The sequence below is a fragment of the Enterococcus sp. LJL51 genome, from assembly GCF_054871795.1.
On sequence record NZ_JBTXLW010000001.1, the window covers coordinates 132,680 to 156,130 of the forward strand.

Annotated in this window: 27 protein-coding genes and 1 pseudogene; 9 read left to right on the plus strand and 19 right to left on the minus strand. The window is 36.5% G+C overall.

Annotation, left to right across the window (positions count from 1 at the left end; genetic code table 11):
• Positions 1-15: 15 nt before the first annotated feature.
• The 10 genes from ACYSNQ_RS00565 to ACYSNQ_RS00610 all read right to left on the minus strand — a co-directional run bounded on the left by ACYSNQ_RS00565 (position 16) and on the right by ACYSNQ_RS00610 (position 5,511).
• Positions 16-291: a hypothetical protein gene (locus ACYSNQ_RS00565; RefSeq protein ID WP_426080820.1), complete on the minus strand. Its 276-nt coding sequence runs from the start codon at positions 289-291 to the stop codon at positions 16-18.
• Between the two features lie 12 nt (positions 292-303).
• Entirely contained in the window at positions 304-654 is a 351-nt protein-coding gene (locus tag ACYSNQ_RS00570; protein WP_426080821.1) for a hypothetical protein, read from the minus strand.
• A gap of 74 nt (positions 655-728) precedes the next feature.
• A complete protein-coding gene (locus tag ACYSNQ_RS00575; protein WP_426080822.1) occupies positions 729-1,238 on the minus strand; it encodes a hypothetical protein in 510 nt (169 codons plus the stop codon).
• Positions 1,239-1,263: 25 nt separating this feature from the next.
• The gene (locus ACYSNQ_RS00580) at positions 1,264-1,650 is read right to left on the minus strand and encodes a hypothetical protein (RefSeq protein ID WP_426080823.1); all 387 of its coding nucleotides are present in this window, start codon (positions 1,648-1,650) and stop codon (positions 1,264-1,266) included.
• A gap of 112 nt (positions 1,651-1,762) precedes the next feature.
• Positions 1,763-2,149: a hypothetical protein gene (locus ACYSNQ_RS00585; protein ID WP_426080824.1), complete on the minus strand. Its 387-nt coding sequence runs from the start codon at positions 2,147-2,149 to the stop codon at positions 1,763-1,765.
• Positions 2,150-2,255: 106 nt separating this feature from the next.
• A complete protein-coding gene (locus ACYSNQ_RS00590; protein ID WP_426080825.1) occupies positions 2,256-2,582 on the minus strand; it encodes a hypothetical protein in 327 nt (108 codons plus the stop codon).
• Between the two features lie 11 nt (positions 2,583-2,593).
• On the minus strand, positions 2,594-2,992 hold the full coding sequence (locus ACYSNQ_RS00595; RefSeq protein ID WP_426080826.1) for a hypothetical protein: 399 nt from the start codon (positions 2,990-2,992) through the stop codon (positions 2,594-2,596).
• A 78-nt stretch (positions 2,993-3,070) separates the two neighbouring features.
• Entirely contained in the window at positions 3,071-3,583 is a 513-nt protein-coding gene (locus ACYSNQ_RS00600; RefSeq protein WP_426080827.1) for a hypothetical protein, read from the minus strand.
• Positions 3,584-3,683: 100 nt separating this feature from the next.
• On the minus strand, positions 3,684-4,187 hold the full coding sequence (locus ACYSNQ_RS00605) for a hypothetical protein (protein WP_426080828.1): 504 nt from the start codon (positions 4,185-4,187) through the stop codon (positions 3,684-3,686).
• Positions 4,188-4,197: 10 nt separating this feature from the next.
• On the minus strand, positions 4,198-5,511 hold the full coding sequence (locus tag ACYSNQ_RS00610) for a T7SS effector LXG polymorphic toxin (RefSeq protein WP_426080829.1): 1,314 nt from the start codon (positions 5,509-5,511) through the stop codon (positions 4,198-4,200).
• Positions 5,512-5,908: 397 nt separating this feature from the next.
• Here ACYSNQ_RS00610 and ACYSNQ_RS00615 point away from each other — a divergent pair, with 397 nt between their 5' ends.
• Positions 5,909-6,667 carry an HNH endonuclease gene (locus ACYSNQ_RS00615; protein WP_426080830.1) on the plus strand — a complete coding sequence of 253 codons (759 nt, stop codon included), beginning with the start codon at positions 5,909-5,911 and terminating at the stop codon, positions 6,665-6,667.
• Here ACYSNQ_RS00615 and ACYSNQ_RS00620 read toward each other — a convergent pair.
• Both ACYSNQ_RS00620 and dcm read right to left on the minus strand, forming a co-directional pair.
• Positions 6,622-7,743: pseudogene (locus ACYSNQ_RS00620) on the minus strand (transposase). The gene ACYSNQ_RS00615 and the pseudogene ACYSNQ_RS00620 overlap by 46 nt on opposite strands.
• 376 nt (positions 7,744-8,119) lie before the next feature.
• Positions 8,120-9,259, minus strand: a complete 1,140-nt coding sequence (dcm, locus tag ACYSNQ_RS00625) for a DNA cytosine methyltransferase (RefSeq protein ID WP_426080831.1) — start codon at positions 9,257-9,259, stop codon at positions 8,120-8,122.
• 208 nt (positions 9,260-9,467) lie between these two features.
• On the opposite strand from dcm, the gene ACYSNQ_RS00630 reads away from it, so the two are divergent.
• Positions 9,468-10,535 (plus strand): HpaII family restriction endonuclease, encoded by a 1,068-nt coding sequence (locus tag ACYSNQ_RS00630; RefSeq protein ID WP_426080832.1) that lies wholly within the window; start codon positions 9,468-9,470, stop codon positions 10,533-10,535.
• Positions 10,536-10,621: 86 nt separating this feature from the next.
• On the opposite strand, the gene leuD is transcribed toward ACYSNQ_RS00630, so the two are convergent.
• From leuD to ACYSNQ_RS00655, 5 genes are all read right to left on the minus strand, one after another.
• Complete coding sequence (leuD, locus tag ACYSNQ_RS00635; RefSeq protein ID WP_426080833.1) at positions 10,622-11,206, minus strand: 3-isopropylmalate dehydratase small subunit; 585 nt, start codon at positions 11,204-11,206, stop codon at positions 10,622-10,624.
• Positions 11,206-12,582 (minus strand): 3-isopropylmalate dehydratase large subunit, encoded by a 1,377-nt coding sequence (gene leuC, locus ACYSNQ_RS00640; RefSeq protein WP_426080834.1) that lies wholly within the window; start codon positions 12,580-12,582, stop codon positions 11,206-11,208. Before leuC ends, leuD begins: the two co-directional genes overlap by 1 nt.
• A 161-nt stretch (positions 12,583-12,743) precedes the next feature.
• Positions 12,744-13,787, minus strand: coding sequence for a 3-isopropylmalate dehydrogenase (gene leuB, locus ACYSNQ_RS00645; protein ID WP_426080835.1), 1,044 nt, complete (start codon positions 13,785-13,787; stop codon positions 12,744-12,746).
• A complete protein-coding gene (locus tag ACYSNQ_RS00650; protein WP_426080836.1) occupies positions 13,784-15,310 on the minus strand; it encodes a 2-isopropylmalate synthase in 1,527 nt (508 codons plus the stop codon). Before ACYSNQ_RS00650 ends, leuB begins: the two co-directional genes overlap by 4 nt.
• Positions 15,311-15,877: 567 nt before the next feature.
• Positions 15,878-16,747: a helix-turn-helix domain-containing protein gene (locus ACYSNQ_RS00655; RefSeq protein WP_426080837.1), complete on the minus strand. Its 870-nt coding sequence runs from the start codon at positions 16,745-16,747 to the stop codon at positions 15,878-15,880.
• 252 nt (positions 16,748-16,999) lie between these two features.
• Between ACYSNQ_RS00655 and ACYSNQ_RS00660 the strand changes: the two genes are divergently transcribed.
• From ACYSNQ_RS00660 to ACYSNQ_RS00685, 6 genes are all read left to right on the plus strand, one after another.
• The gene (locus tag ACYSNQ_RS00660; RefSeq protein WP_426080838.1) at positions 17,000-17,593 is read left to right on the plus strand and encodes a DUF3267 domain-containing protein; all 594 of its coding nucleotides are present in this window, start codon (positions 17,000-17,002) and stop codon (positions 17,591-17,593) included.
• Between the two features lie 43 nt (positions 17,594-17,636).
• Entirely contained in the window at positions 17,637-18,050 is a 414-nt protein-coding gene (locus ACYSNQ_RS00665) for a DUF6019 family protein (RefSeq protein ID WP_426080839.1), read from the plus strand.
• A gap of 325 nt (positions 18,051-18,375) precedes the next feature.
• Positions 18,376-19,068 carry a DUF2461 domain-containing protein gene (locus tag ACYSNQ_RS00670; RefSeq protein ID WP_426080840.1) on the plus strand — a complete coding sequence of 231 codons (693 nt, stop codon included), beginning with the start codon at positions 18,376-18,378 and terminating at the stop codon, positions 19,066-19,068.
• A gap of 100 nt (positions 19,069-19,168) precedes the next feature.
• Positions 19,169-19,531, plus strand: coding sequence for a hypothetical protein (locus ACYSNQ_RS00675; RefSeq protein ID WP_426080841.1), 363 nt, complete (start codon positions 19,169-19,171; stop codon positions 19,529-19,531).
• A 32-nt stretch (positions 19,532-19,563) separates the two neighbouring features.
• Positions 19,564-19,725 (plus strand): hypothetical protein, encoded by a 162-nt coding sequence (locus ACYSNQ_RS00680; protein ID WP_426080842.1) that lies wholly within the window; start codon positions 19,564-19,566, stop codon positions 19,723-19,725.
• 516 nt (positions 19,726-20,241) lie between these two features.
• Positions 20,242-21,126 carry an ROK family protein gene (locus tag ACYSNQ_RS00685; protein WP_426080843.1) on the plus strand — a complete coding sequence of 295 codons (885 nt, stop codon included), beginning with the start codon at positions 20,242-20,244 and terminating at the stop codon, positions 21,124-21,126.
• A 198-nt stretch (positions 21,127-21,324) separates the two neighbouring features.
• Here the strand turns inward: ACYSNQ_RS00685 and ACYSNQ_RS00690 are convergent, their stop codons facing one another.
• Together ACYSNQ_RS00690 and ACYSNQ_RS00695 are read right to left on the minus strand one after the other, a co-directional pair.
• Positions 21,325-21,759, minus strand: coding sequence for a hypothetical protein (locus ACYSNQ_RS00690; RefSeq protein ID WP_426080844.1), 435 nt, complete (start codon positions 21,757-21,759; stop codon positions 21,325-21,327).
• 398 nt (positions 21,760-22,157) lie between these two features.
• Entirely contained in the window at positions 22,158-22,745 is a 588-nt protein-coding gene (locus ACYSNQ_RS00695; RefSeq protein WP_426080845.1) for an ATP-dependent Clp protease proteolytic subunit, read from the minus strand.
• Between the two features lie 183 nt (positions 22,746-22,928).
• On the opposite strand from ACYSNQ_RS00695, the gene ACYSNQ_RS00700 reads away from it, so the two are divergent.
• Positions 22,929-23,450 carry a type 1 glutamine amidotransferase domain-containing protein gene (locus tag ACYSNQ_RS00700; protein ID WP_426080846.1) on the plus strand — a complete coding sequence of 174 codons (522 nt, stop codon included), beginning with the start codon at positions 22,929-22,931 and terminating at the stop codon, positions 23,448-23,450.
• Position 23,451 lies beyond the last annotated feature (1 nt).

Genomic DNA, 23,451 nt, shown 5'->3' on the forward strand with positions numbered 1-23,451 from the left:
AAAATAACTGGGCACCTATTTTATTGTTTTCAGATAGATATTTTTTATCAGGTTTAAAGAAATGTGTTTATCTGGAGTCCCTTTTAAGTTTTCTTCACTTGCCCATCTACTATCATTATCCCATTTGTCCCATTTTAAACTAAGAGTATAATTATCCTTCAACCATTCAGAATTTCCTTCGTGGGATAGTTCTAATTCTTTACCAAGAAAGCTATGAAACCACATTTTTTCAGCTAACTCTCTGTAGTCCAAATCAATAACTGGTTGATGTATTTTAATCCATACACGCATTTATCCACACCTTTATTTCTCAGTTTTAGCTTTAAGAATTTGTCTCTTCACTTGCATGTATTCTTCATAGGCTTCATCAATCTTTTTTTGGCTGATTTTATGCCATTCATTAATAAGAATTTTGTTCATCTCTTCATAATCTGTTAAGCTTGACTCAGCATCCATATCTCCCCCAAAGCCGATAGAATCTTCAATATCCCAAACAATGCCATTCTTGCCTGCGTAGGATAATTCATGTTCAGCAATGGCATATTTTACTGTCCCTTCATGTAATTCATCAATTAGCTTGTGAGATGCCACTAGCTCTTCAACATCTATGTCATCATTAGTAAATAGCTCCAAAAAGACATGTTCTATTTTCATTTTCACTCATCCTTCATTTTTATATTTTCAAAGTTCTTTTATTAATTAGAGGTGAAGAAAACAAAATTAAACGATTAATAATAAGTGGCAGATTCTTCAAATATTTCCATTCCACTGTTCATTACCTGTCTAATTTTTTCAAGTTCTTCCTTATCCCATTCTGGAGTATATTTTTTCCCAGAAGTATTAATAGCTGGCAGATTATTACCATGAAAAAGTTTGGAATAACAACTACTGTATCTGTCCTCGCTGCCCAAAAACACAGATCCAATAGAAAATGCGACATCATCAAAAAAGTTCCATAGGATCAAAAATTCTACACTATTAATAGAAGTAGAAGTTGTATCCAACCAATTTCTTAGCATATCTAAGTCAATTTTTTCTTCAGCTAAATCCTCAACAGTTAACTCTATATTTTTTTCTATTGAATATTTTTTTAAAAGTTCTATAGTCTTAAAAAGTAGTATTTTTTTATTTTCATTGATATAAAAATCTTTTTCATCAATACATTCAATCATATATAGCTCTGAGTTTCTAAATGTCAGAAGCTGATAGAGATAAATAGGATTGTCTGCATTTTTCATTAGTTTTCTCCATAATTTTGGTAGTTTAAAACGGTTGTTCATTTATTATTTCACATTTGAGGCTCTTGCTGGCAATTATTATTGGTGCTGAGTCAAATCCTTCAGCATTGATTTTGAAGAGATAATTTCCTTGCTCAATATGGTACTTCTCATTGAGTTGACCCAGCGCATCCCCTTCAATTAGCTCTATAAAGGGAGTGGCATCGTCTAAATGCCAAGACAATAGACTAGAAACAAAAAATGGGGTTCCAAATTCTATATTGATTGCAAAATCATTATAAGAAGTATCTATCCTGCCAGCCACAACAAGCTTTCCACCATCCATATGTGCAAATTCAAAATCCATCCATAAACATTTTTTTAAATAGTTGTTTATTTTTAGTAGTTCATTAGTTAGTTCTTCTGTATTCATGTATTTTCCTTTATAGTACATCATTTATAAAAATTTAAACGTAGTTATTGAAACAAAAATGATCATAGGCAATTTGTTTTTAAGATACAATCTAAATTGTTTTATTACAGGATTAATTATCTTTCCCAAAAAATGAAGTATCGCTCATTTTTATTTCCTCAACAAGAATGTCTTTACAAACGATGTTCATTGTCATAATTGATAAATCTAACGTACATTGAATAGAGTGTTCATCATCAGCATATTCTATTAAAGAAATATCTTGTCCATAATAACCTGACTTAGGGCCTGTATTTTTCACTTTGAACTCTCCCCGCCAATTGGTATCGGTTTCATAGCTCGCTTTGTAACAGGAAATAAACGAAAGCTTCCAACAAGTGACAGCATCTTTTTCGATATAAACATATATTTCATCATCAAAATACTTACTTTGAATATCTAAAATCAATAAATCCCAATAGTTTGTTTGATCAATTTTTTCTTGAATTACATCAATCATTCTACTGACTCCTTTTTAGTCTTTCAGAGGTTCTGAATGAGTAAGCTTTATACAAACGAAGTTCGTTTGTTTCTTCAATGATTAAAAGAAATACATGCTCGTTTTATTAGTATTTATCCAATACGAACTTTTTAAATTCTTTGGGTATGTGTCTGTCCTTCGAAAAAAAATTATCGAGGATATGTGTATCTTCTCCCAGTAATATTTCCTGATAAACATTGTCGCTTCTCCAATCCACTGCACTATAAACGACTTCAGGATTTGTAACATCTTCAATAGAAAAATAGTTATTCTCCACCCCAAACTTTACTAAGCCCTCTAAAAAAGAAAGCTCATAGTTATATTCAGAATGAAATAGCTTATATATTCTAGCTATAATTGCGTCTTCTTCAATAACTGAACTTAAAAACTCTATCAAATCTTCTTGTTTCATCTTTTCATCCCTCACTTAATTAATGGTATCCGCATTATTTTAGCATTAACAGTTGTTTTTAAATAGGAGGCGCTATGAACAATATCTGTAGCATTTTCATATCCATAATTTAATTGCCACGAGTTCCCTTTTCCGTCAAAATAGCGTACCCCTTCCCCTCTCTTTAAAGGAGCTTTCGTAAACTCGCTTAGTTCTTTATCTAAATAACTTTCTACGTCCTTAATATTTGAATTTTCAAAAGAATTGGCATCATCTATATCAAAATCTGAATTATCTGGGGTGTCACCCGACTTCCCATAACCAGCTGTATTTCCACTCGCCATAATCGACACAACACCAGCACTGGTAATAAGAAATCCTTCTGCAACTTTAGCAAGAGCTTCTTTGTTTACTACTGCTTGAACCATCATAGCGCTTCCGCCAGTACTCAAGGAAAGGATGGGTACACCGTCTACTACACCTGTCACTCCACGGTAAAATAAATTACTTTAATCGTAAATAACCTCATTATCCCAGGGTTCATCAACACATTCCAATGTTTCAACTTCTTTCAGACTTCTTTCATTTGCTTCTTCAAAGCTCATTGATAGGAGTGCATAATATTTTTGTTGAAATTCTTTCAAAGAAAACCAGGTTTTCATCCCATCAAGACTGATAAAGCCTCCAACAACAGTAGCGAGTTCCTGAACCATGATATAGAAAGCACGTTTATCGACAGTCAGTATATGAATATGATCCGTTTCAATGTATAAAAATTTGTTATCTCTTATTGGGTTTAAAGAAATGTGTTCTGTAGCAAATTTTTTCTGAATCCAACGCTTATCATTTAGTGATTTATCCCATTTTAAGTCAAGAGTGTAACTATCTTTCAACCATTCAGAATTTCCTCCATGTGATAATTCTAACTCTTTATCTAAATAAAAGTTGAACCACATCTTTTCAGCTAACTCTCTATAATCCAGATTAATAATCGGTTGATTTATTTTAATCCATGCACGCATTTATCCACACCTTTAGTTCTGTCTTCATGTTAATCTATTTCAGAATTTTGTAAATCAGAAGTCAAGCGATTTTTTTAATATCTAAATAATTAAATGGATGTCAATATTCCCAAGGTTCTTCTTCAACCACTATTGACGATACTTCTTTTAAACTTAAATCATTGGCTTCATCATATGATAAACTTAATATATCTTCATGTTTTTTCTCAAACAGTTCTACAGACTGCCAGTTTTTAGAGTCATCTTCTCGGATTCGTCCTTGTAACTCTTTTGCTAATTCGATGACCATAATATACATAGCACGTTTATCTACTGTAAGTATTTGCACATGTTTTGAAACAATCTCTACAATCTTGTCTTGAGTATGATATTCTAGCTCAATTTCTTGAAATTTAAGTGGTGTTCGAATCTCTCCCCATCTTTCATCATTCAGCCACTTGTCCAACGAGATTGTCAAATAAAAACTATTTCTCAATGTTTCATCGTTTCCTACATGAGAAATTTCCAATTCTTTTCCATCTTTTTCTTTAAACCACATTGCTTCGGCTAATTCGCGATATCCCCATGATGTTTTCTTTCCATTTGTTTCTACAAATAATCTCATTTTGTCACCTCTATTTTGTTTTTAGCCATACCCAAGCTCTGTAAATATTGTCTACCAATTCATCAAGTTTACCTTTACCTATACCCCTTTTTATATTTCTTGGTATTTGGTTATAGATGCTAGTACGGTCTGTTATTTCTTCAATTTCTAATCTAAAATCTAAAGGAGATCTTTTACCATGTCCAGTTTGAACTTGAATTTTACCACCATCTGGTTCCGCATCCACTCTAATTTTTGATTTCTTTCCTTCAACCCTACCTTCTATAGGTTTTCCAAAGGTCTTACTCGTTATTTTTCCATTATTTGAAAATTGTACAAAGTCTTTTAGGGTCAGAGAATCTGCTAGAACAGCATTCCCTTCAATTGCTACACCACCAGAAATAGCTACTGTTCCATACGTATTATCATTAAAACGAACAAGTAATCGATTGCCCACAGCTCCAACAATTTCACTAATAATTTTCTTTATACCACCACTAAATGTAATCATGGTACCAATAAAAGAAACAAATTGGCTAAACTTATCTTCTGCGACTCGTTGTCTCAATAATTCGGTCATTTCTATTCTCAAAAGTTCATTGTACACGATTGTAGCATCTTCATCATAAATTCCATTCGAATAGACGTCGTATTTCGTACCTCCTAATGAGTTTTTCCCCACCTTTACCTCTAATTGTAACCCTTTTCCATAATTCTGCTCTCGTTCCTGCCACTTCTCCTGAATCGGCTTGACCCAGGTCATATCTAATTTAGTGATATCGAAGGTACCGGAAGCCGCATGCCAAGCACCGCCTTTTTCTAAAGCGTCTACGCCTCGGTTCAGGTTTTCTATATTGGTGAGTGCCTCGGTAAAGATATCGGCAGAGACACTGTTAAACTCATAGAGCTTCTGTAGACGTTCCTCCAGGACGGCAATGCCTTCCTGCATCCGCATATAGGCTCGCTCCATCCGTAGATTGGGCTTTTCTTCTTTGTTCAGGACATCAGCGTAGGCTCTCAAAATATTTTGTCCTTCTTGAATCTGTTCTCTTAGCCGGTCTTCCTCAATATCTCCGCCGCCGACTATTTCCTGAAACTTCGCAGGAAACTTAGTATGGGCCTCAATCATTGACTCGGCCACTAAAGTCATCCCGCTGGCGATAGGCGGATAAACTTCCCCAAAATAATTGCGGGCAGAGTCATAGGTTTTTCCAGATAATGGCGCCCGAAGATAGGCGTTAATGGCATCCTTGAGGATACCGGCGTTTTGTCGGTGTTCGTTGGCTATCTGAATCGCTTCATTGGTCTGTGCTTCAATTTCTCCCACAAAAAAACTAAGTCCCATAAACTTATTCCTTTCTCCTAACTAATTACCTTATAATTTAAAAACATCCTAAGATTACTCTAGCATAAATATAATTATAAAAACATATAAAATTAACTTAAAGATATTTATAAATAACAACGAGTGTTATTGTCATTCTTTGAATTTTAATTATTTTGGTCTCTAATTTTTTTAAATCTGTATTATATAGAAAAATAAGAACTTTTAATAGAGTAATATATTTACCCATCTTTAAACAGTTTATGACGATTGATTTTTGAAGAACAAACCCGTAGTCTCTTTTTTATAAATATTTTTAATATCCTTTAAACTGGTAATCCATTAATAATTTTAATGTAAAAAAATACACTAAATGTTATTATGATTTTATTAAGTGATTTGAAGAGGGATGGTTATTTTGAAATATAATTTTGATATGGGGGAAACATATACTAGAAAAGATGTAAAAGCTTTGATTGGAGCTATTGATCCAGGTAATATTGGTGGACAATGGGGGACTGGGTATGCTTCATTTAATGGATGCTACTTTTTATTTGCAAATATAAATTCACCAGGTAGAACGGGGCATGACTATCATAATATACTAAATAACGATAGTCTTTACTGGTTTGCTAAAACAAAGCATACCCTTTCAACACGTACTATTAAAAATTTTCTAAGTGGTGACTATGAAATTTATATCTTCACTCGTAAAGATAGTACCGACCCACGTTTTATTTTCCAAGGATTAGGGTTTATTAAAGACTTTGAGGATACAGATCCTGCCCATATTGTTTGGGGATTCACTGATAATTTGTCGATGGTGCCAAATGAGTTTAAACCTAAAAAACGTATATCTTACATAGAAGGAGCAAGGAGGAGATCTGTGACCAACAAATATGAAAGAAATTCTGAAGCTAGAAAGAAATGTATTGAGTTTTATGGAACTTCTTGTCTAATTTGTGAAATGAATTTTAAAGAAATTTATGGAGATATTGGGAAAGATTATATTCACGTTCACCATGAAATAGAGCTCAGTAGTATTGGCAGAGAATATAAAATCGATCCAATAAAAGACCTAAAGCCAGTCTGCCCTAATTGTCATGCAATGTTGCATAAGAGAAAACCGGCTTACACACTTAAAGAATTAAAAATAGTAATGGGAGTGGAACAATAGTCCTCTCTCAAAAAAATAAGCTCAATTTTGATGGTTAATGTCAAAATCGAGCTTATTTTTTCTATTATAGATGCCTTTCTCTCCATATATTTCCCTATTTTTCTTAAATTTAATGCCATGAGGGCTAAGCCAATGTCAATCTCCACTCTTTGTTTTCCTCTTAAGTGGAAAAGATGGAACGTCAAATGAGCTTTCAGATGACCAAACACTGGTTCGACATCAATTTTCCGATTCCGATCACTTTTTGCTTTCGTACAGTGACTACGAACTAGGCAACTTCTACAAGTTTCACATTCGTAAATTTTGAAGTCACGTACAAATCCATCTTTATCTTTTCTTTAGCTATATTGCTTGAAGGGGACTACCCGATGAGCAGGACAAATGTACGTATCTTCTTCTTCAAGATTGCTTCAGTTTTCAATGATAAAGGGACTTTTTTGATTTCTTCATGATAGTTTCCATACGTAATCAAGGGGGTTTATGCAATATATCATTGATATACATATAATTTTCTTCACTACCATAACCGGCATCCGCCACAATATATTCGGGTAATTCCTTGTGTTGCTCTAAAAATCTATCTAAAAACGGATTTAAGATTTTTGTATCTGTTGAGTTTGGGAATAAATCATATGCTAGGACATACTGATTTTCTGTTGCGATTTGTAAATTGTAACCTGGCTTTAGCTGACCTTTGCGCATATAGTTGTCTTTCATCCGCATAAAAGTGGCTTCATTATCAATCACTCGATTGGTAATGAGTTATCGATGAAACAAGATGAAGGCTTCTGTTAAAAGGTGAGCGGTTGTCTCATGACTTCTGAACCGATTGATGATTTGATAGCTGACTTGTTCTTGGTTGGCTAACAAGCGCATATGATAGCTATCTTCTAACAGAAATTCAATCTTTCTACTGGAAAAGACCCGTTGAATATACGCATATAAAATAACTTTTAACATCATTTTAGGGTGGTAGGCCTGTTGTTCTTCTAATTCATTGAAAAGTGTTTGGGCATTGCTTAGACCAAGGCATTGACCGCAAAAGCGACATCGGTTTCTGGAATATATTGTTCCAACTCTAAAAGTTGTGTGCTTTTTGTGTACCCTTAAATCAAAAAAAGTGGGACAATGATCAGATTCTCTTCTGGCTATTGTCCCACTCTCAAGTGTTCTTTTATTATTTTGTTTTTATAAAATCATAAGTTTCAAGAGGAATAAGCTTTTCTAAAGCCATTTCCATACTCACTATATCAATATCATTTCTACTCTCATCTTTTACTCTTTTCGGATCAACTTTATTTATTCTAGGGATAGCTTGGCCTAGATAAACAAAGCCACTAGATTTTTTGCTTCTTTTTGCACAAAGATATGAATTTCTAATCCTGTATCTCTATACTTCAAAATTTCTTGTACTTCACTACTGTCAAACCTAATACTTATTCATATAGCTTTTTAAATTCTGACAGTATTTTCAGCTTTAGATAGAGTTAACTTCATTTCATCTGCAACAGATTTCATCATAGGGACTGCAACACTATTTCCAAATTGACGATACATTTGAGTCCTTGATACAGGAACGACAAAATCATCAGGAAATCCCATTAGCCGTTTACATTCAAGTTCAGATAATAGTCTAATTCCTGTTTCACCTCCAGTGACAAAAGTACCTGTTAAACGCTGAATTTTATGATAGCTTGCAACTAGCGTCTTTACTTGAAAATCAGAGGATTTATCAACCAGTTGAGGTTTTCCATCTTGTTTTTTAAATAGATAACTATTCTGAAGATGCTTAGAAATTGAATATCCTAACGGATTATCTTCTAAAATTTCACCAATAGTTTTTTTATTTTCTTTATCACCTTGCGGAAACGAAAAATTGTCAATATTTAAATCTTTTCTAAATCCTACAATTACTACTCGTTTTCTAACTTGAGGAAGTCCAAAATTCTGAGCATCTAATACATCATGAAATATATCATAACCCGCCTCTTCTAAAGATTCTTTTATTATTTTAAATGTTTCACCATTTTGAATTGTTAATAACCCTTGTACATTTTCTAAAAGAAACATTTTTGGTTGATGAAATTTGATTATCCTTAATACATCAAAAAAAAGAGTGCCTTGTGTTGCATGTTCAAATCCTTCTCGTTTACCTATCATCGAAAAAGGCTGACATGGGAACCCCGCTAATAAAACATCATGCTCAGGAATATCTTCTTCTTTAATTTTAGTAATATCCCCAGCTGGAATTTCACCATAGTTAGCTTCATAAGTTTTTTGAGCAAACTTATCCCACTCTGAACTGAACACAGCAATTGTACTATCATCTTCAAAACCTTTTCTTATGCCACCAATTCCTGCAAATAAATCTATAAATTTCAATTTATTTTCCAAAGTATTCACATTCTTTCTTTTTTCAGTTTCTATTCCTAAATTAATTAAATGCAAACATCTTTTGTTAAAGCTGTTGCACTCTTTCATATCTAAATTACGAATTCTATCGAATAAATCTTCAGACAAATATATATTTTTTGATACTTTATTAATTTTGGATAGTTTCCTACCAGAACCTTCTCTATACCCGCCTCTCATAATACATCTCCTTAGAACCCTTGTTCGTATACTATACACTTAAATGTTTGATTTTTCAATTTAAAAATTCAAACATTTGACCGTTCTTTTTTTTTCCTACTTATGAGATAATAGAGTAAAGTCAGAAAACTAGCAACCCTAAAACTTCATTCAGGTATTAGCTATAATATTTCTGAAATTATTGAACACGAGAGAGGGAATAATCATAGTGGTTCATAAGTATAACAAAGGGGAATGGTCAGAGCTTTATGCTTTTCTTTATTCGTTAGCAAACGGCGAACTTTATGGAGCTGATGAAAATCTTTTTAAGGATTCTGCTATACGATATGATATAATTTCTGCATTTCAAAGTGATAACGAGTATTTCCGAAATATATCTAATTCGACTATAGATTTTGAAATTCAAGGAAAATTATATACTGTACCATTCGATATTTTTCAAATTGAAACAAAAAAATTATTTGAGAGTATTAAAAATGGAGTTGGTAGTACTTTTGCAATTCCGAATATTGAACCTTTTATTGAAAATTTAAAAATTCATTCATTAAAGGCGGGAAATAAGCTTAAAGGAGATTTGGTTATTAAGGTCCACGATGTTATGACATCTACTCAACCTAAACTAAGTTTTAGTGTTAAATCTTATATTGGTGGCCGAGCTACTTTATTAAATTCTTCCAATGGTACTAGCTTTACTTATAATGTTGTATCCGCATCTGATACACTATCTATAGAAGATATAGAGGAAATAAACAATATAAATGGTAGTTCTAAAATAAAAGACAGGATTGCTAAAATCTATGAAAAAGGAGCTAAACTTGAATTTGAAAGTGTCTCCTCTGATATATTTTCAAGAAATCTACAAATGATAGACTATCGTATGCCAGAACTACTTTCTTATCTATTTGAAGAATCTTATTTTGTCAAAGGAAAGAGAATTCCTGAGGTACTAAATTCCTATGTAAAAAAAACAGATGAAAATAAAGAAATAATTGAGTATAAAATTAAGCAGCTGTTAGTTGCTTGTGCTTTAGGCATGGTTCCTAAAACCCCGTGGCATGGATTAGATGAGGCAACAGGTGGGTATATAGTCGTAAAAGATAATGCTGAAGTTCTCTGTTACCATATTTATGATCGAAATAAATTGAGTCAATATTTATATACTCATACTTCATTCGATACACCCAGTACTTCCAGATATAAGAATGTCGGAAAAATTGTATTAGATGCTGCGACACATCGATATAAGTTTTGTTTAAATCTTCAAATACGATTTTAATCAATATTTTTTATTTAATTGTTAATTAATGGAAAATGAAACCAGCAATCTCCAAAAAATAAGATGCTGGTTTCATTTTCCATATTCTATTTATATAATTTCTCCCTACTCTCATACTCTCCAATCTCTTTTTCATAAGCCAGAGTAATCGCAATATCATCCAAGCCATTAACCAGCTTATGCTTCCAGGTTCCGTCGATATCGAAGCTGTAAGCTTCGCCATCAGCGAGAACCTGCTGTTTCGGTAGGTCAATGGTGATGGTTTGGGCTGCCGGCAGGGCTGCCAGCTTCTGACGTGCTGCCAAAGGTAGCACGATTGGCAATAGACCGTTCTTCGTGGCATTCATGTAGAAGATGTCGCTAAAGCTGCCGGCGATGACTGCACGAAAGCCATAGTCATCCAACGCCCAGGCAGCATGTTCTCGGGAAGAACCGGAACCGAAGTTGTCGCCGGAGATTAGAATGGTTGCGCCTTGATACTGGGGTTCATTCAAAATGAATTCAGGGTTTGGCGTGCGGTCCGGCAGATAGCGCCATTCATCAAATAGAAATTCACCAAAGCCGGTTTTCTCAATTCGCTTGAGAAATGATTTAGGAATAATCTGATCCGTATCAATATTATCGTTCATCAACGGGACTGTTGTCCCTGTATGTTGTGTAAAAGCCTCCATTATGCACCCAGCTCCTCTCTGATATCAATAAATGTTCCGTTCAATGCAGCAGCAGCAGCCATTGCTGGACTGCATAGATGGGTACGTGCGCCTTTTCCCTGACGTCCTTCAAAGTTTCGGTTAGAGGTCGATGCACAGTGTACTCCTGAGGGTACTTGGTCTGGGTTCATTCCCAAACACATTGAGCAGCCTGGTTCCCGCCATTCAAAGCCGGCTTCCTTAAAAATTTTATCCAGTCCAATTTTTTCAGCTGCTTTACGAACCGGTCTTGATCCGGGAACAACAATTGCAGTGATACCTTCTTTAATTTTCTTACCTCGTACCACATTTGCTGCTTCCTCTAGGTCTGAAAGGCGTCCGTTGGTACAGGAACCGATAAACACATAGCCCACTTCAATATCTGATGGCCGCTGGCCCGGCTGAAGGTCCATGTAATTGTATGCCCGTTCATCGTTCATATCTTTAATTTCCGGGAAGGTTCCTGTAACTGGAATCCCCATTTCCGGATTTGTCCCCCATGTAACAAATGGTATCAGTTCATCAGCATTCAACTCCAAGTTAGCATCATAAACCGCATCTGCATCGCTCGGCAGTGTCTGCCAGTCAGCAATTGCCTTCTCCATATTTTCCGGTGCGTATTCTCTTCCCTGCACATACTCATACGTTTTTTCATCCGGAGCCATCATACCCATTTTCGCTCCGCCTTCAATCGCCATATTGCAAATCGTCATGCGTTCTTCCATAGAAAGTGCTTCAATCGTATCTCCGTAAAATTCCACTGCATGTCCAACACCAAAATCCACACCATATTTCGCAATCAATGCCAAAATAATATCCTTTGCGTAGACACCCTTTGCCAGCTTACCAGTAATTTTTACCCCCATACTTTTCGGCTTGCGCTGCCAAATAGACTGTGTCGCAAACACGTGCTCTACTTCGCTGGTTCCAATTCCAAACGCCAATGCCCCAAAAGCACCATGAGTCGCCGTATGAGAATCCCCGCAGACAATAATTTTCCCAGGCTGCGTCAGTCCTGTTTCTGGACCAACCATGTGTACAATTCCCTGACGTTCGCTGCCGTTTTCACACAAAGTAACACCAAATTCATCACAATTTTTTTTCAACGCTTCAATCTGTTTTTTTGCAACCAAATCTGTAATATTAAAAATATCCTTTGTCGGTACATTATGATCCATCGTACCAAAGGTTTTATCCGGGCGGCGGACTTTTCTGCCTGCTTCCCGCAAGCCTTCAAAGGCCTGTGGCGATGTTACCTCATGAATTAGATGAAGATCCACATACAACAGCTGCGGTTCTCCCTCCTCACCATGGATGACATGGCGTTCCCATAGTTTATCAAACAATGTTTTTCCCATTGACTTTCGCTCCCTCAGTTATTGATTTTCATCATAAAATCAGCTTAATTCTTCTGCCTTATCGTCTTCCCCACGATGTATCTGCTATAAAAATTGATTTTTTCTCTGCAAATCTTGGCACTCTTTCATAAGTCCGCCGAACATTTTCATCGTTAGAAACTTTAGATTCTCAATTCCTTAATAACCGCTTCTGTGAATTCCAGCGTTCCTGCCGTACCCCCTAAATCTTTTGTTAAAACGCCTGCAGCCATCACCTTGTCGCAGGCTCTCTCGATACGCTTCGCTGTTGCTTCCATTCCAAATGATTGTCGGAGCATCATGGCTGCCGACAAAATCATCGACATTGGATTAGCAATATCCTGTCCGGCAATATCCGGAGCCGACCCATGAATCGGTTCGTAAAGGGATGGGCCACTTTCGCTATGGCTGGCACTAGGCATCATCCCAAGAGATCCGGGAATCACAGACGCTTCATCGCTGAGAATATCGCCGAATAGATTTTCTGTAACAAGTACATCAAAATCCTTAGGCCGCTGAATCATAACCATCGCCGCTGAATCAACCAGCTGATGCTCCAATGTACAATCAGGGAATTCCTGTGCCACCTCTTCTGCTGTTTCCCGCCAAAGCTTACTGGTCGCCAGCACATTTGCCTTGTCCACAGAGGTTACTTTTTTATTTCTTGTGCGAGCAATTTCAAATGCCTTTCGAATAATTCGTTGAATTTCCGCTTTCGTATAGGTACACAAATCAGAAGCCTGATCTGTTTCACGTTTTTTCTCTCCAAAATAGATTCCTCCTGTCAATTCCCGTACCACGATAAAATCGACGCCTTTAACATTTTTTTCTTTTAATGGGGATAAGTGAATGACCGCATCTGGAACACTGATTGGACGAATATTTGCGAATAAGCCTAGTGCTTTACGCAATGCCAGCAGACCCTGCTCCGGACGTTTTGGTGCAGCATCCCATTTCGGACCGCCGATAGCACCCAATAGAATGGCATCGGCATCTTTACAAGCCGTTAGTGTTTTCTCTGGTAGCGGGTCGCCTTCCTGGTCTATCCCAGCTCCTCCAAAAGGAAATGCCTGAATATCAAAATCCAGCTCTTCCTGTACCATAATTTCTGCCATAATTTTCAAGGTGCTATCCATGATTTCTTTGCCGATTCCATCCCCCGGCAATGCAACTATTTTTTTTGTCATTTCATCTGCTCCATTTCTCTTTTAAATCGTTCACTTGCCTGTACATATGCTTTGGCAGAGGCCTGCAGCACATCGAAATCAATTCCGGTACCGTTGAACTGCTTTTTAGTCCGGCTATCCTGTACTGTCACATAAACCTCTGCCTGCGCGTCTTCTCCTCCAGTAATGGCTTTAATCGAATACTGCTTCAGCTCTGGTTTTTGTTCCATGATTTTGTCAATGGAATTATAAATCGCTTGAATGCTGCCTGAACCAATGGCTGATTCCATTTTAGTTTCTGTTTCTCCTGTTTTCATCGAAACAATTGCTCCCTGACTGCCATCAGATACATATTGAAGCTGAACTCGTTCGAGATGACAGCACTCCTCCAGCTCCTGTGTTTGTCCAACCATTAGGGCAATCAAGTCTTCATCGGTCACCTGTTTCTTTTTATCAGCTAATGCTTTAAAGCTCTTGAATGCTGTTTTCAGCTCATCCTCAGTAAACTGATAGCCTAGCTCTTCCATTTTTGTGGCAAAAGCATGACGGCCTGATAATTTTCCTAGAGGCAATGAGTTAGTATTTACGCCTACAAGTGAGGGGGTAATAATTTCATACGTATCCGGATTTTTCAGCACACCGTCCTGATGGATACCAGATTCATGTGCATACGCGTTAGCGCCGATAATTGCTTTATTTCTTGGTACTGCTACACCAGAGAGACGGCTGACCAAATCGCTGGTGCGCTTGGTTTCATTAAAAACGATATTGCTTTCAGCCTGATAAAAATCTTTGCGGATATACAGTGCTAACGCTACTTCTTCCAACGCTGTATTTCCTGCCCGCTCACCAATTCCGTTCACTGTACCTTCCACCCGGCGAGCACCATTTTCAATTGCTGCCAAGGCATTGGCAGTAGCCATGCCCAAATCGTCATGACAATGGGAAGAAAAAATTATTTCCTGCTCACTCTCAATATTTTCAATTAGATAGCTAAACAGCTGTCCGTACTCTGTAGGATTCGAATAACCCACTGTGTCGGGGATATTAATAATTGTTGCTCCAGCATCAATCGCTGTCTGAACTGCCTTCAGCAGAAAATCCTTTTCTGTTCTTGTGGCATCCTCTGGGGAAAACTGAACCTTTTCAAATTTCGTTTTTGCATAGCTTACATGTTCACCTATGGATGCGATTACCTCTTTAGGCGTCATTTTTAGCTTATACTCCATATGAATGGGACTAGTTGCCAAAAAGATATGAATTTGCGGATGTACTGCATCCTTCAACGCTTCATAAGCCCGGTCGATGTCTTTTGTCTGACAGCGGGCCAAGCCGGCCACAGTCATCCGTTTAGCAGCTCCGGCAATCGCCTGAACTGCTTCAAAATCTCCTTCTGAAGCAATCGGGAAGCCGGCCTCAATCGTATCAATACCCCATTTTTCCAGCTGCAGTGCAATTTGAACTTTTTCCTTTGTATTAAAATTGACGCCTGGTGTTTGCTCACCATCCCTCAAAGTGGTGTCAAAGAATTGAATGTTTTTCATTGTTTTTTCCTCCTGATTACTCATTATTCTTATTATTCAGAATATTATGACTATTATAAATAACTCTATTCTTCAAAGACTACTTTGCTCCTCTTGGTCGCCAAGTATTGGAACCTTTCTAATTTGGTCAAAGGTCACAACACTCTCTACGTTCGCCTTGTATTGCTCATCATCTGCTCTGCTTATCAGCAATCGCAGTGAATAGAATTGTTACTTCGCTCCTCGCAGTCGCCAAGTATTGGAACTCTACTTTGTAGTCAGTATAAGAGTTCCAACAAAAAAAGCATCCCATGGCTGGGATGCGTATCGTTCATCCCGTTCATGCAAATGCGAAACAGGACTCTTCCGTTCTAATCTGATTGCTTAATGATTAGATAGCCGAGTCCTTAACTAATAATAATAAAAATGTTTGTTTGTATGTTGTTTTTCTCATAACAATCAACATCCTTTATTTGCTGAATTTTCTGTCAATTTAGAAGTTAATGTAAATCTTACAGAAAAAGCGATCAGATGTCAACTGTTTTTATGAGAAATTTTTAATTTTAGCAGTGAGCAATTTTTTCAGCTTTATGAAAGCTCTGATTTTTCCAGAAATGCTGTATAGGATAAATTCAAACGATTTGCGTAGTAGGTATAGCCCAATACATCTTCAAAATAAGTAATAACCGCTTCACAGAGTTTTTTCCCCTTCGGATCATTTCGTTTAACCAAGATGATACCTCCTAAAAAGCGGGCAAAAGAGTCAAAGGGCATATACTTCAATTCCCGGTCATCTTCCAGCTTTGATAAGTACAGGTTTAAAATTTCTTCAGCATAAATCAGCTCTTCCCGACGAATAAATTCCAGACAAACCTGTAGGAAGAAGTCATGAAGATAATAATAGTTGACTGTATTTTGAGCTTTCTTACGAAAAATATGAACGGTCATTCGATAGATTTCTTCATCCTCTAGTGGAAACATTGAATACTGGGCAATAAAGAACTCAAAACGCCCCCACTCTTCAACAGAACGTAAATATTCTGAAATTGGCGAGCGGTCAACCTCTGGTCTGTTTTTAAATAGAACATAGCTAATTTGTTCACAGGTCAATGCAAGGTAAAGAAATTTCTGATCCTGCGTTTCTTGATAAATTTTATGGTATTTCTGGCTAATTTTTTGTGCGAGCAGTGAACGATGACCATTGATAACTAGATCAAATTCACGCTCTGCTTCATCCAATACCACATCCACAGTCAACTCGTGGTATTCTCCGAAAAACTCGACCACTGAAATGTTTTCCTTATATAATAAATTCAAAAAATTCGTTAAGCTAACATCATTATCTCCCCGCTCGTATTTTCGTAAAAACTGCGGCGAAACAATTTCTTTCGCTGCTTCGGGAACTGAAACGCCTTTCCGCTCTCGAAATTTTCGAAACAAACTTCCCGTTAAATGCATACTACTCCCCCTCAAAAAAGAAACTATAGTTTCTTTTAAATAACAGTTAATTTTTATTATAACAAAGAATCCTCAGCTATAGCTTTTTTCTTGAAAAAATACTTTCTATTTTCTTTATTCTATAGATAAATCCGATAGTCTTTATCTATAGAAACTGTAAAAAGAAACCAAATTTTCCCTGTTGTCGCTGCCCTGCTGCGAACTCTTTTACAAAATTTAGATGGTAACCAAACAAGAGAGGAGTAAATAAAAATGAAACAAGACAATGATGCACCTCAACACTTTTATCAGTTGTGTAAGGAAATGACTGCCCAAGGCTATCGGATCAAGGAACGGGTATTTACAGGTCTGGAAGTAAATGTTTTGGGACTGCTGCTTCCAGCACCGTTGATTATCGGTTTATTTTTTCTTTATCGAAGTCTTAATACACAACCGCTAAAAGAAACTGCTGATATAAATTATCTGCTGCTTTTGCTGATTCTAGTCAGCTCGATTGTCGTCCACGAGTACATTCATGGTTTTGGCTGGGGATTATTCTGCCAAAATAAATGGCACAGCATTAAGATTACTTTCGGCTTTCCCAATCCTTTATGTCACTGCAAAGAATCTCTTTCTTGGAAAAATTATGTGTTTGGTGCGCTGCTTCCAATCATTGTGTTAGGGGGCGGCTGTACACTCCTGCTGCTTCTTTTTCCCGGAAATTATACCTTTCTGGCGGCAGCTCTCAACGTTCTTTTAGCCGGCGGCGATTTGATGATTGTTCTTTATTCTTTAAAGAGCAGGCATACACAAATCTATGATCATCCAACCAAGCCCGGCTTTATTCTTTTTGAAAGAAACTACTAAGCTATCGGCAACACAAAATAATTAAATAGGAGTGAGAACTATTATGCAATCTATCGGTATCAGCTTTGGATCAATTATTCTTTTAGCCATTGTTTTTTACTTTGTCATTAAATATGCCGTACGTAAAGCGATTATTGAGGCAACCGTCTATCAGCAGGAGCTTTCTGAATCCGTATATACGGACAAGGTATTAAATGAGCTTGCTCTTTTGTCTTCAGGCCCCTACGGTCTTGGAACCGAGCTATTCAACAATCTATCCAGGGAACAAAAGGATATACTAAAACCTGAATATAAATTATTAACCAAGCGCTTCAATAAACTCTATCTTTCGTATCCCTATGAATCGACTAAAAATGACTTTCAGGAAACCGTACTAACTTTGAAAAAGGACTTTGACCTTCTGGTAGACAAAGTTCGGGCCTTTGAAAAGAAAAATGCTGCTGACGAATCCTTATAGCTAAGCTTATTTAAAACCAGCAAAAGATTTCTTACTAAAACATGTCTGAAAAGCCTAAACGAAGACTTTGAAAATAGGAATACTGAAAGTCAATTAATACCTAAATAGTTGATTTTTATAAGAAAACAAACGCAGCTCATCAAGTAGCTTTCAAAATCTGTGTTTTTTGTCACTGAACAAATCATGCAGATTTTTTTGCACGTTATTATTTTGTATTATGTCCGTGCGGCAATTCTTTCACTAGAGGATTGTAAGCTCTTATCTTTTATGAAATAATGAGTATGTAGCGCTTAATTAATAACTGTCAGATAAAGGAGGCTGTTCTATGTCATTAACTAAAACGATTACTTTTTTGGATGAGCTAAACCAAAACAACTCTCTTGCTTGGATGCATGAGCATACAGCTGAAAGAAAACAGGCGTTCATGTTCTTCCATACTTTTGTGGGACAACTCCAAGAACAAGTCAGAGGATTTGATTCAGCTATTCCAGTGATGAACCCTGAAAAATTAAGCTTTCGACTAAATCGCGATATTCGGTTCAGCCATGATAAATCACCTTACAATCCGACGCTTAGAGCGCATATCGGTCCTCACGGCAAACCTTTTATTCCAGTCGGTTATTTTATTCAGCTTGGGCCGAGAAACAGAGATTCTTTTATTGGCGGTGGTTTGTTTGCTGCTCAGTTTTCTGAAGCAACTGCCCTCATTCGAAGCTATCTTCTGGAACACCCTCAAGAATTTCTAGAAATCATCGCAGCTCCGGATTTCAAAGAATACTTTTCTGTCCGCGGCGAACAGCTAAAACGTTTTCCCAGAGGATACGAAGAAACTGGAACAGCCATCGACGACTATCTTAAATATAAAAGCTGGTATCTGGAGTATTCCTTACCCTTACAACTCATTTTAGATGAAGAAGAGTTACTGATAACCTGTCAGAAGGTCTTTAAAGCTATGAAGCCCTTTAATGACTATTTAAATAAAGCATTGGCCGATTTTAGCTTTCCTGAAAGAAAATAATTCTACTATATACATTCTTACTGGCGGCAAGCATCAGGGTTATCATTTTCCAATCCCCCTGATTTTTACTATAATAAAAAGAAAAACGGAGGTGGATGAAATGCCTGCATCAACAGAAAAAATTGATCTATTCTTATCCTATTTATCGGAAACTCATACAAAATCCTTAGCTTTATATGATTTGATCAGTATTCAGCCAAGAACGGATGAAACAGATGTCCGTATTCTAGTAAATATTAATGAAGTATTTACTTATTATCATAGCGTGCGTATTTTCTATTACAGCAATGAAGAGCTGTTTCAAGAAAAAACGGAACCATTTTTCGATGCTTTTGAAGATTTTTATTTTGAGTTAAAACAGGTCTTCTTTCAAGAGGACTCTGACATTGCGGTTCTTTACAGCAAGTTGGACGTCATGAAAAATACCTTTGAAGAGTTGACGAATTGGTTCAATGTTTTATAATGAAAGATGATAATAATTAAAGAGGTGCAGACATGAATCATACGGAAGTTTTAGAACGTTTAAAGGAAGAACTGAAAATTCCATTTTTCAATGGCAATATAGAAGAGAAAGAATATACCGAGGAAGAGTATCAGAAGATCAAATCCGATTTGATTCAGTATTTCGATGATTATGTACGAAATGTAGAAAATTAAAACATTTCTCTCCAAGGCTAGAAAGACCTAGTCTTGGAGTTTTTTTATCATAAGAACGAGCAGTTGAAAGCTCTGACTCTAGCTTTCTTATTAAAAACCTGTCAAAGATGCTTGATTGTTCTTATGCAATCCTAGCGGTCTTCTGCTTTAGAAATCACAAAGAAAAGTAGCCACGATTCATGTAATCAACAGTTTATACGCTATTTTCTTTTTTAGGATTAATTTCAGCTCGCTTCACTATGAGGTTTGAACAATCATCTATTTCTATATTTTTAGTGTACCTAAATCCAGATAAATGTTTCTATTCTGTCCTCATTTAAAAAAAGGAATATTACTATAAATCCTGTAAAAGAAACGCATTTATAATTATTATTTTTTTATAAATCTGAAAATTTTTTCAATAACTGACTTGTGTTAAAAAATGAGTTTTAACGAATTTATGAAATTCTCGTACATATACTTTCCTGCGCAATAAAACTTTTACAGGATTTATATAGATAAGAAAGGCGATGAAAAATGATTATTAGTTTTGATGTCGGCGGCATCTTTGTAAAATACGGCTTATTTGACCTGGAAGGCAACCTCGTCGCAAAAGGAAAGCGTCCAACTGAAATAGAAACAGAAGAAGCCTTCTTCTCGCTGCTTGAAGAAGTTATTCTAGAATATGAGATAGTCCATGAAATTGAAGGAATTGGTTTTAGCTTTCCAGGAGTGATTGATAGTGAAAGCGGTACTTTGATTGTTTCTGGTGCCATCCATCCATTACGCGGGAAGCCCTTTGTGCAAATGCTAATGGAACGAACTGGCAATAAATACCCGATCTTTATTGAAAATGACGGAAACTGTGCGGCCTTAGCTGAAATGTACTCAGGCAACGGTCAGGGACATAAGGATTTTGTTGTTATGACTTTGGGGACAGGTATCGGCGGCGGCATCATTCAAAATGGTACCTTAGTGAAAGGATCCGGCTTCAGCGCTGGAGAGTTTGGTATGATGTTGATTCCCAATGAACATGGCAAAAATGAAATTATTGCTAAATATGCCTCAACACAAGGTTTATTAAATCTGTATCGGCAGCGGCTGGGCATTACTTCAGATACTCCAGTGACTGGGGAAGAAATTTTCAAAGGAAATACGTTTGAGAAAAAAATTGTTTTGAAACGCTGGGGTGAATATATTGCTCTGTGTATCTATAATGTCATAGTTACGATGAATCCGGAGAAGGTCCTGATTGGAGGCGGAGTGAGTCAAAATCCAAATTTGCTGAGCCTAATTGAGCAGCCCTTAAAAGATTTTCCCGAATGGTCTCTTTTTAAAACACCAGTGGACCGTTGTCAGCATCAAAATGATGCTGGTTTAATTGGCGCCTTCTATCTTGTTCGAAATAAAATTTTTAAATAATTAAATAAACAAAATAAAAAAAAGAGATAAAAAAACCATCGGCTTTGGCAAGCCGATGGAAAAGGAGTATTACTCAATAAGAGTAAAATGAAAAATAAAAAGGTTGTTGTTGGTATGTCTAAATAATACAATACTTCTCTAGCTTTGTCTAGTAAAAACATCTTAAAAATAAAATGAGATTTTTTTGTTATTTTATATTTATTTCTTTAATAAAACATTGCTCATTTTTGTAATACAGAAAGAAATATCATCTGTTGCCAAATCCTGTTTTGCTTCTGAAGCTTCAAAAAGTTCAACATCCATCCCTTTTTCTGGATTCAAGGAGAGAACCATTTCATTGCATCCCGCAACATATTCTGTATAAGAACGTTCTAATTTTTTATGAACGCCAATTACTTTTACTGGTGGACGAAGACCTAGAATTAATTTTAGCAAGTCTTCATATTTCATCGTACCTTCTTTAAAGATTCCCTGAATCTCTGTAATCCGCTCTGGAGAAAGCTCTGCTGTCTTCTTATCGTCGATTGCCTGACGCAGCTCCTCGTAATAAACATTCATATTTTCGCCGATTTTTTCGGTCTCCTGCACAATATCGTTAATCTTTTGAATATAATAGCCTAAATTTGGTTTCACTTTTCTTCCTACTTTCTTTTATTATCAATTTATTTTACCGTTTTCCCTTCTTGCTGACAAGCCCAGAATAAAAACCTGTAGTTCCACAAAAATAACTATCGTTATTTTATATGGACTATTCTAGAATTTTTCAAATTTTTTTTGAAATTCTAAAGACTTATAAACATAAAAGAGCGAAACAAAACGGACACTCCGTTTATTTCGCTCTTTAAACCTGAATAAAAAACTAAATAGAAGTACTTATCAACACTAAACTGTGACAGAGCAGCTCTTTTTTATTTCTCGATGCTGCCTCTTCTGTCTCTACTCCTGTCTTTTTCTAAAAAATGTCTTTCCAGAATTAAACACCTCTAGCTTTACTCATTAGATGTCAGCCACTTGACACATCATTTGACTTATTAAATTTCGTCGCTGGATTTAATAATTTTAGATACCATGCCATATTCTTTGGCTTCTTCTGCAGACATCCAGAAATTGCGGTCTGTATCTTTAGCTACCTGTTCATAGGTTTGACCTGTTGCTTCAGCAATCATCCGGTTAACACGTTCTCTCATACGGACAATTTCCTTCGCTTCAATTTGAATCTCTGTTCCTTGACCTTGTACTCCGCCAGCCGGCTGATGAATCATAAACCGAGTATTCGGCAGGCAGTATCTATTCTTGGCATCTGCCGCAAGATAGATTGTGACACCGGCACTTGCCACCCAGCCAGTACCTACAACGATAACCTCTGGCTTAACAAACTGAATCATGTCGTGGATAGTGTCTCCAGATTCTACATGTCCTCCCGGACTGTTGACAAAAATCTTAATAGGCTCATCACCCATTGCTGCTAATAAAAGCAGCTGAGAAGAAACCTCTCTGGCTAAATCCTGTGTTACTTCACCATAAATCAGAATTGTCCGCTCTTCCCATAATTTCTTCATAATCATACTTTGATCATTTTTCGGTGTATTTTCTTTTTCTTCTTCTTCTAAACGATACATTTATACATACCTCCTGCTTTTCAGTAAGGAATGACTATCCATTCCGGTCACTCCTCTATTTTACCAAAAAGTCAGGATTGTTCAAACAAAGAAGTGTCTATCTTTTGAATACTTAAAAAAATCACGTTAGGATAAAGTTAAGCTGATTCATTCAGCCACAACAAACAAGAAAGAGGAGATTCGATGACAAACACAGGAAAAGTTGCAGTATTAGTTACAGATATGGTGGAAGACGTAGAATTGACCTCACCAAAAAAGGCCTTGGAAAGTGCCGGTTACACTTTGACGCTAATTGAAAAAGAAGCCGGCAAAACTATTACTGGAAAAAAGGGAGAGACCTTTGTCATTGATGCAGCGATTGATGATGTTTCTCCAGAGGAATTTTCTGCGTTGCTAATTCCTGGAGGCTTTTCACCTGACCAGCTGCGTGCAGATCAACGTTTTGTAGATTTCACTGCCTACTATTTGGAAAATGACTTGCCGTTATTTGCGATTTGCCATGGTCCCCAATTATTTATCCAGACTGGTTTAACTAGCGGACGTAAAATGACTGCCTATCTAACTGTACAGCCGGATATTCATTACGCTGGCGCTGAGGTTGAAGATCAGGCCGTTGTCATTGATAAGAAACTTGTAACTAGTCGGAATCCAGATGACCTGCCGGCTTTTAACGAAGCAATTGTTTCTGTACTAAAGGATAGCTAAA

Bases quoted from the DNA above. Each gene is read 5' to 3' on its own strand.
- ACYSNQ_RS00650 (WP_426080836.1), bottom strand. From the start codon at position 15,310: ATGAAAAACATTCAATTCTTTGACACCACTTTGAGGGATGGTGAGCAA.
- ACYSNQ_RS00685 (WP_426080843.1), top strand. From the start codon at position 20,242: ATGATTATTAGTTTTGATGTCGGCGGCATCTTTGTAAAATACGGCTTA.
- dcm (WP_426080831.1), bottom strand. From the start codon at position 9,259: ATGAGAGGCGGGTATAGAGAAGGTTCTGGTAGGAAACTATCCAAAATT.
- ACYSNQ_RS00655 (WP_426080837.1), bottom strand. From the start codon at position 16,747: ATGCATTTAACGGGAAGTTTGTTTCGAAAATTTCGAGAGCGGAAAGGC.
- ACYSNQ_RS00565 (WP_426080820.1), bottom strand. From the start codon at position 291: ATGCGTGTATGGATTAAAATACATCAACCAGTTATTGATTTGGACTAC.
- ACYSNQ_RS00605 (WP_426080828.1), bottom strand. From the start codon at position 4,187: ATGAGATTATTTGTAGAAACAAATGGAAAGAAAACATCATGGGGATAT.
- ACYSNQ_RS00575 (WP_426080822.1), bottom strand. From the start codon at position 1,238: ATGAAAAATGCAGACAATCCTATTTATCTCTATCAGCTTCTGACATTT.
- ACYSNQ_RS00665 (WP_426080839.1), top strand. From the start codon at position 17,637: ATGCAATCTATCGGTATCAGCTTTGGATCAATTATTCTTTTAGCCATT.
- ACYSNQ_RS00600 (WP_426080827.1), bottom strand. From the start codon at position 3,583: ATGCGTGCATGGATTAAAATAAATCAACCGATTATTAATCTGGATTAT.
- ACYSNQ_RS00700 (WP_426080846.1), top strand. From the start codon at position 22,929: ATGACAAACACAGGAAAAGTTGCAGTATTAGTTACAGATATGGTGGAA.
- ACYSNQ_RS00660 (WP_426080838.1), top strand. From the start codon at position 17,000: ATGAAACAAGACAATGATGCACCTCAACACTTTTATCAGTTGTGTAAG.
- ACYSNQ_RS00695 (WP_426080845.1), bottom strand. From the start codon at position 22,745: ATGTATCGTTTAGAAGAAGAAGAAAAAGAAAATACACCGAAAAATGAT.
- ACYSNQ_RS00670 (WP_426080840.1), top strand. From the start codon at position 18,376: ATGTCATTAACTAAAACGATTACTTTTTTGGATGAGCTAAACCAAAAC.
- leuC (WP_426080834.1), bottom strand. From the start codon at position 12,582: ATGGGAAAAACATTGTTTGATAAACTATGGGAACGCCATGTCATCCAT.
- ACYSNQ_RS00595 (WP_426080826.1), bottom strand. From the start codon at position 2,992: ATGATGGTTCAAGCAGTAGTAAACAAAGAAGCTCTTGCTAAAGTTGCA.
- ACYSNQ_RS00675 (WP_426080841.1), top strand. From the start codon at position 19,169: ATGCCTGCATCAACAGAAAAAATTGATCTATTCTTATCCTATTTATCG.
- ACYSNQ_RS00570 (WP_426080821.1), bottom strand. From the start codon at position 654: ATGAAAATAGAACATGTCTTTTTGGAGCTATTTACTAATGATGACATA.
- ACYSNQ_RS00585 (WP_426080824.1), bottom strand. From the start codon at position 2,149: ATGATTGATGTAATTCAAGAAAAAATTGATCAAACAAACTATTGGGAT.
- ACYSNQ_RS00610 (WP_426080829.1), bottom strand. From the start codon at position 5,511: ATGGGACTTAGTTTTTTTGTGGGAGAAATTGAAGCACAGACCAATGAA.
- ACYSNQ_RS00590 (WP_426080825.1), bottom strand. From the start codon at position 2,582: ATGAAACAAGAAGATTTGATAGAGTTTTTAAGTTCAGTTATTGAAGAA.
- leuD (WP_426080833.1), bottom strand. From the start codon at position 11,206: ATGGAGGCTTTTACACAACATACAGGGACAACAGTCCCGTTGATGAAC.
- ACYSNQ_RS00680 (WP_426080842.1), top strand. From the start codon at position 19,564: ATGAATCATACGGAAGTTTTAGAACGTTTAAAGGAAGAACTGAAAATT.
- ACYSNQ_RS00580 (WP_426080823.1), bottom strand. From the start codon at position 1,650: ATGAATACAGAAGAACTAACTAATGAACTACTAAAAATAAACAACTAT.
- leuB (WP_426080835.1), bottom strand. From the start codon at position 13,787: ATGACAAAAAAAATAGTTGCATTGCCGGGGGATGGAATCGGCAAAGAA.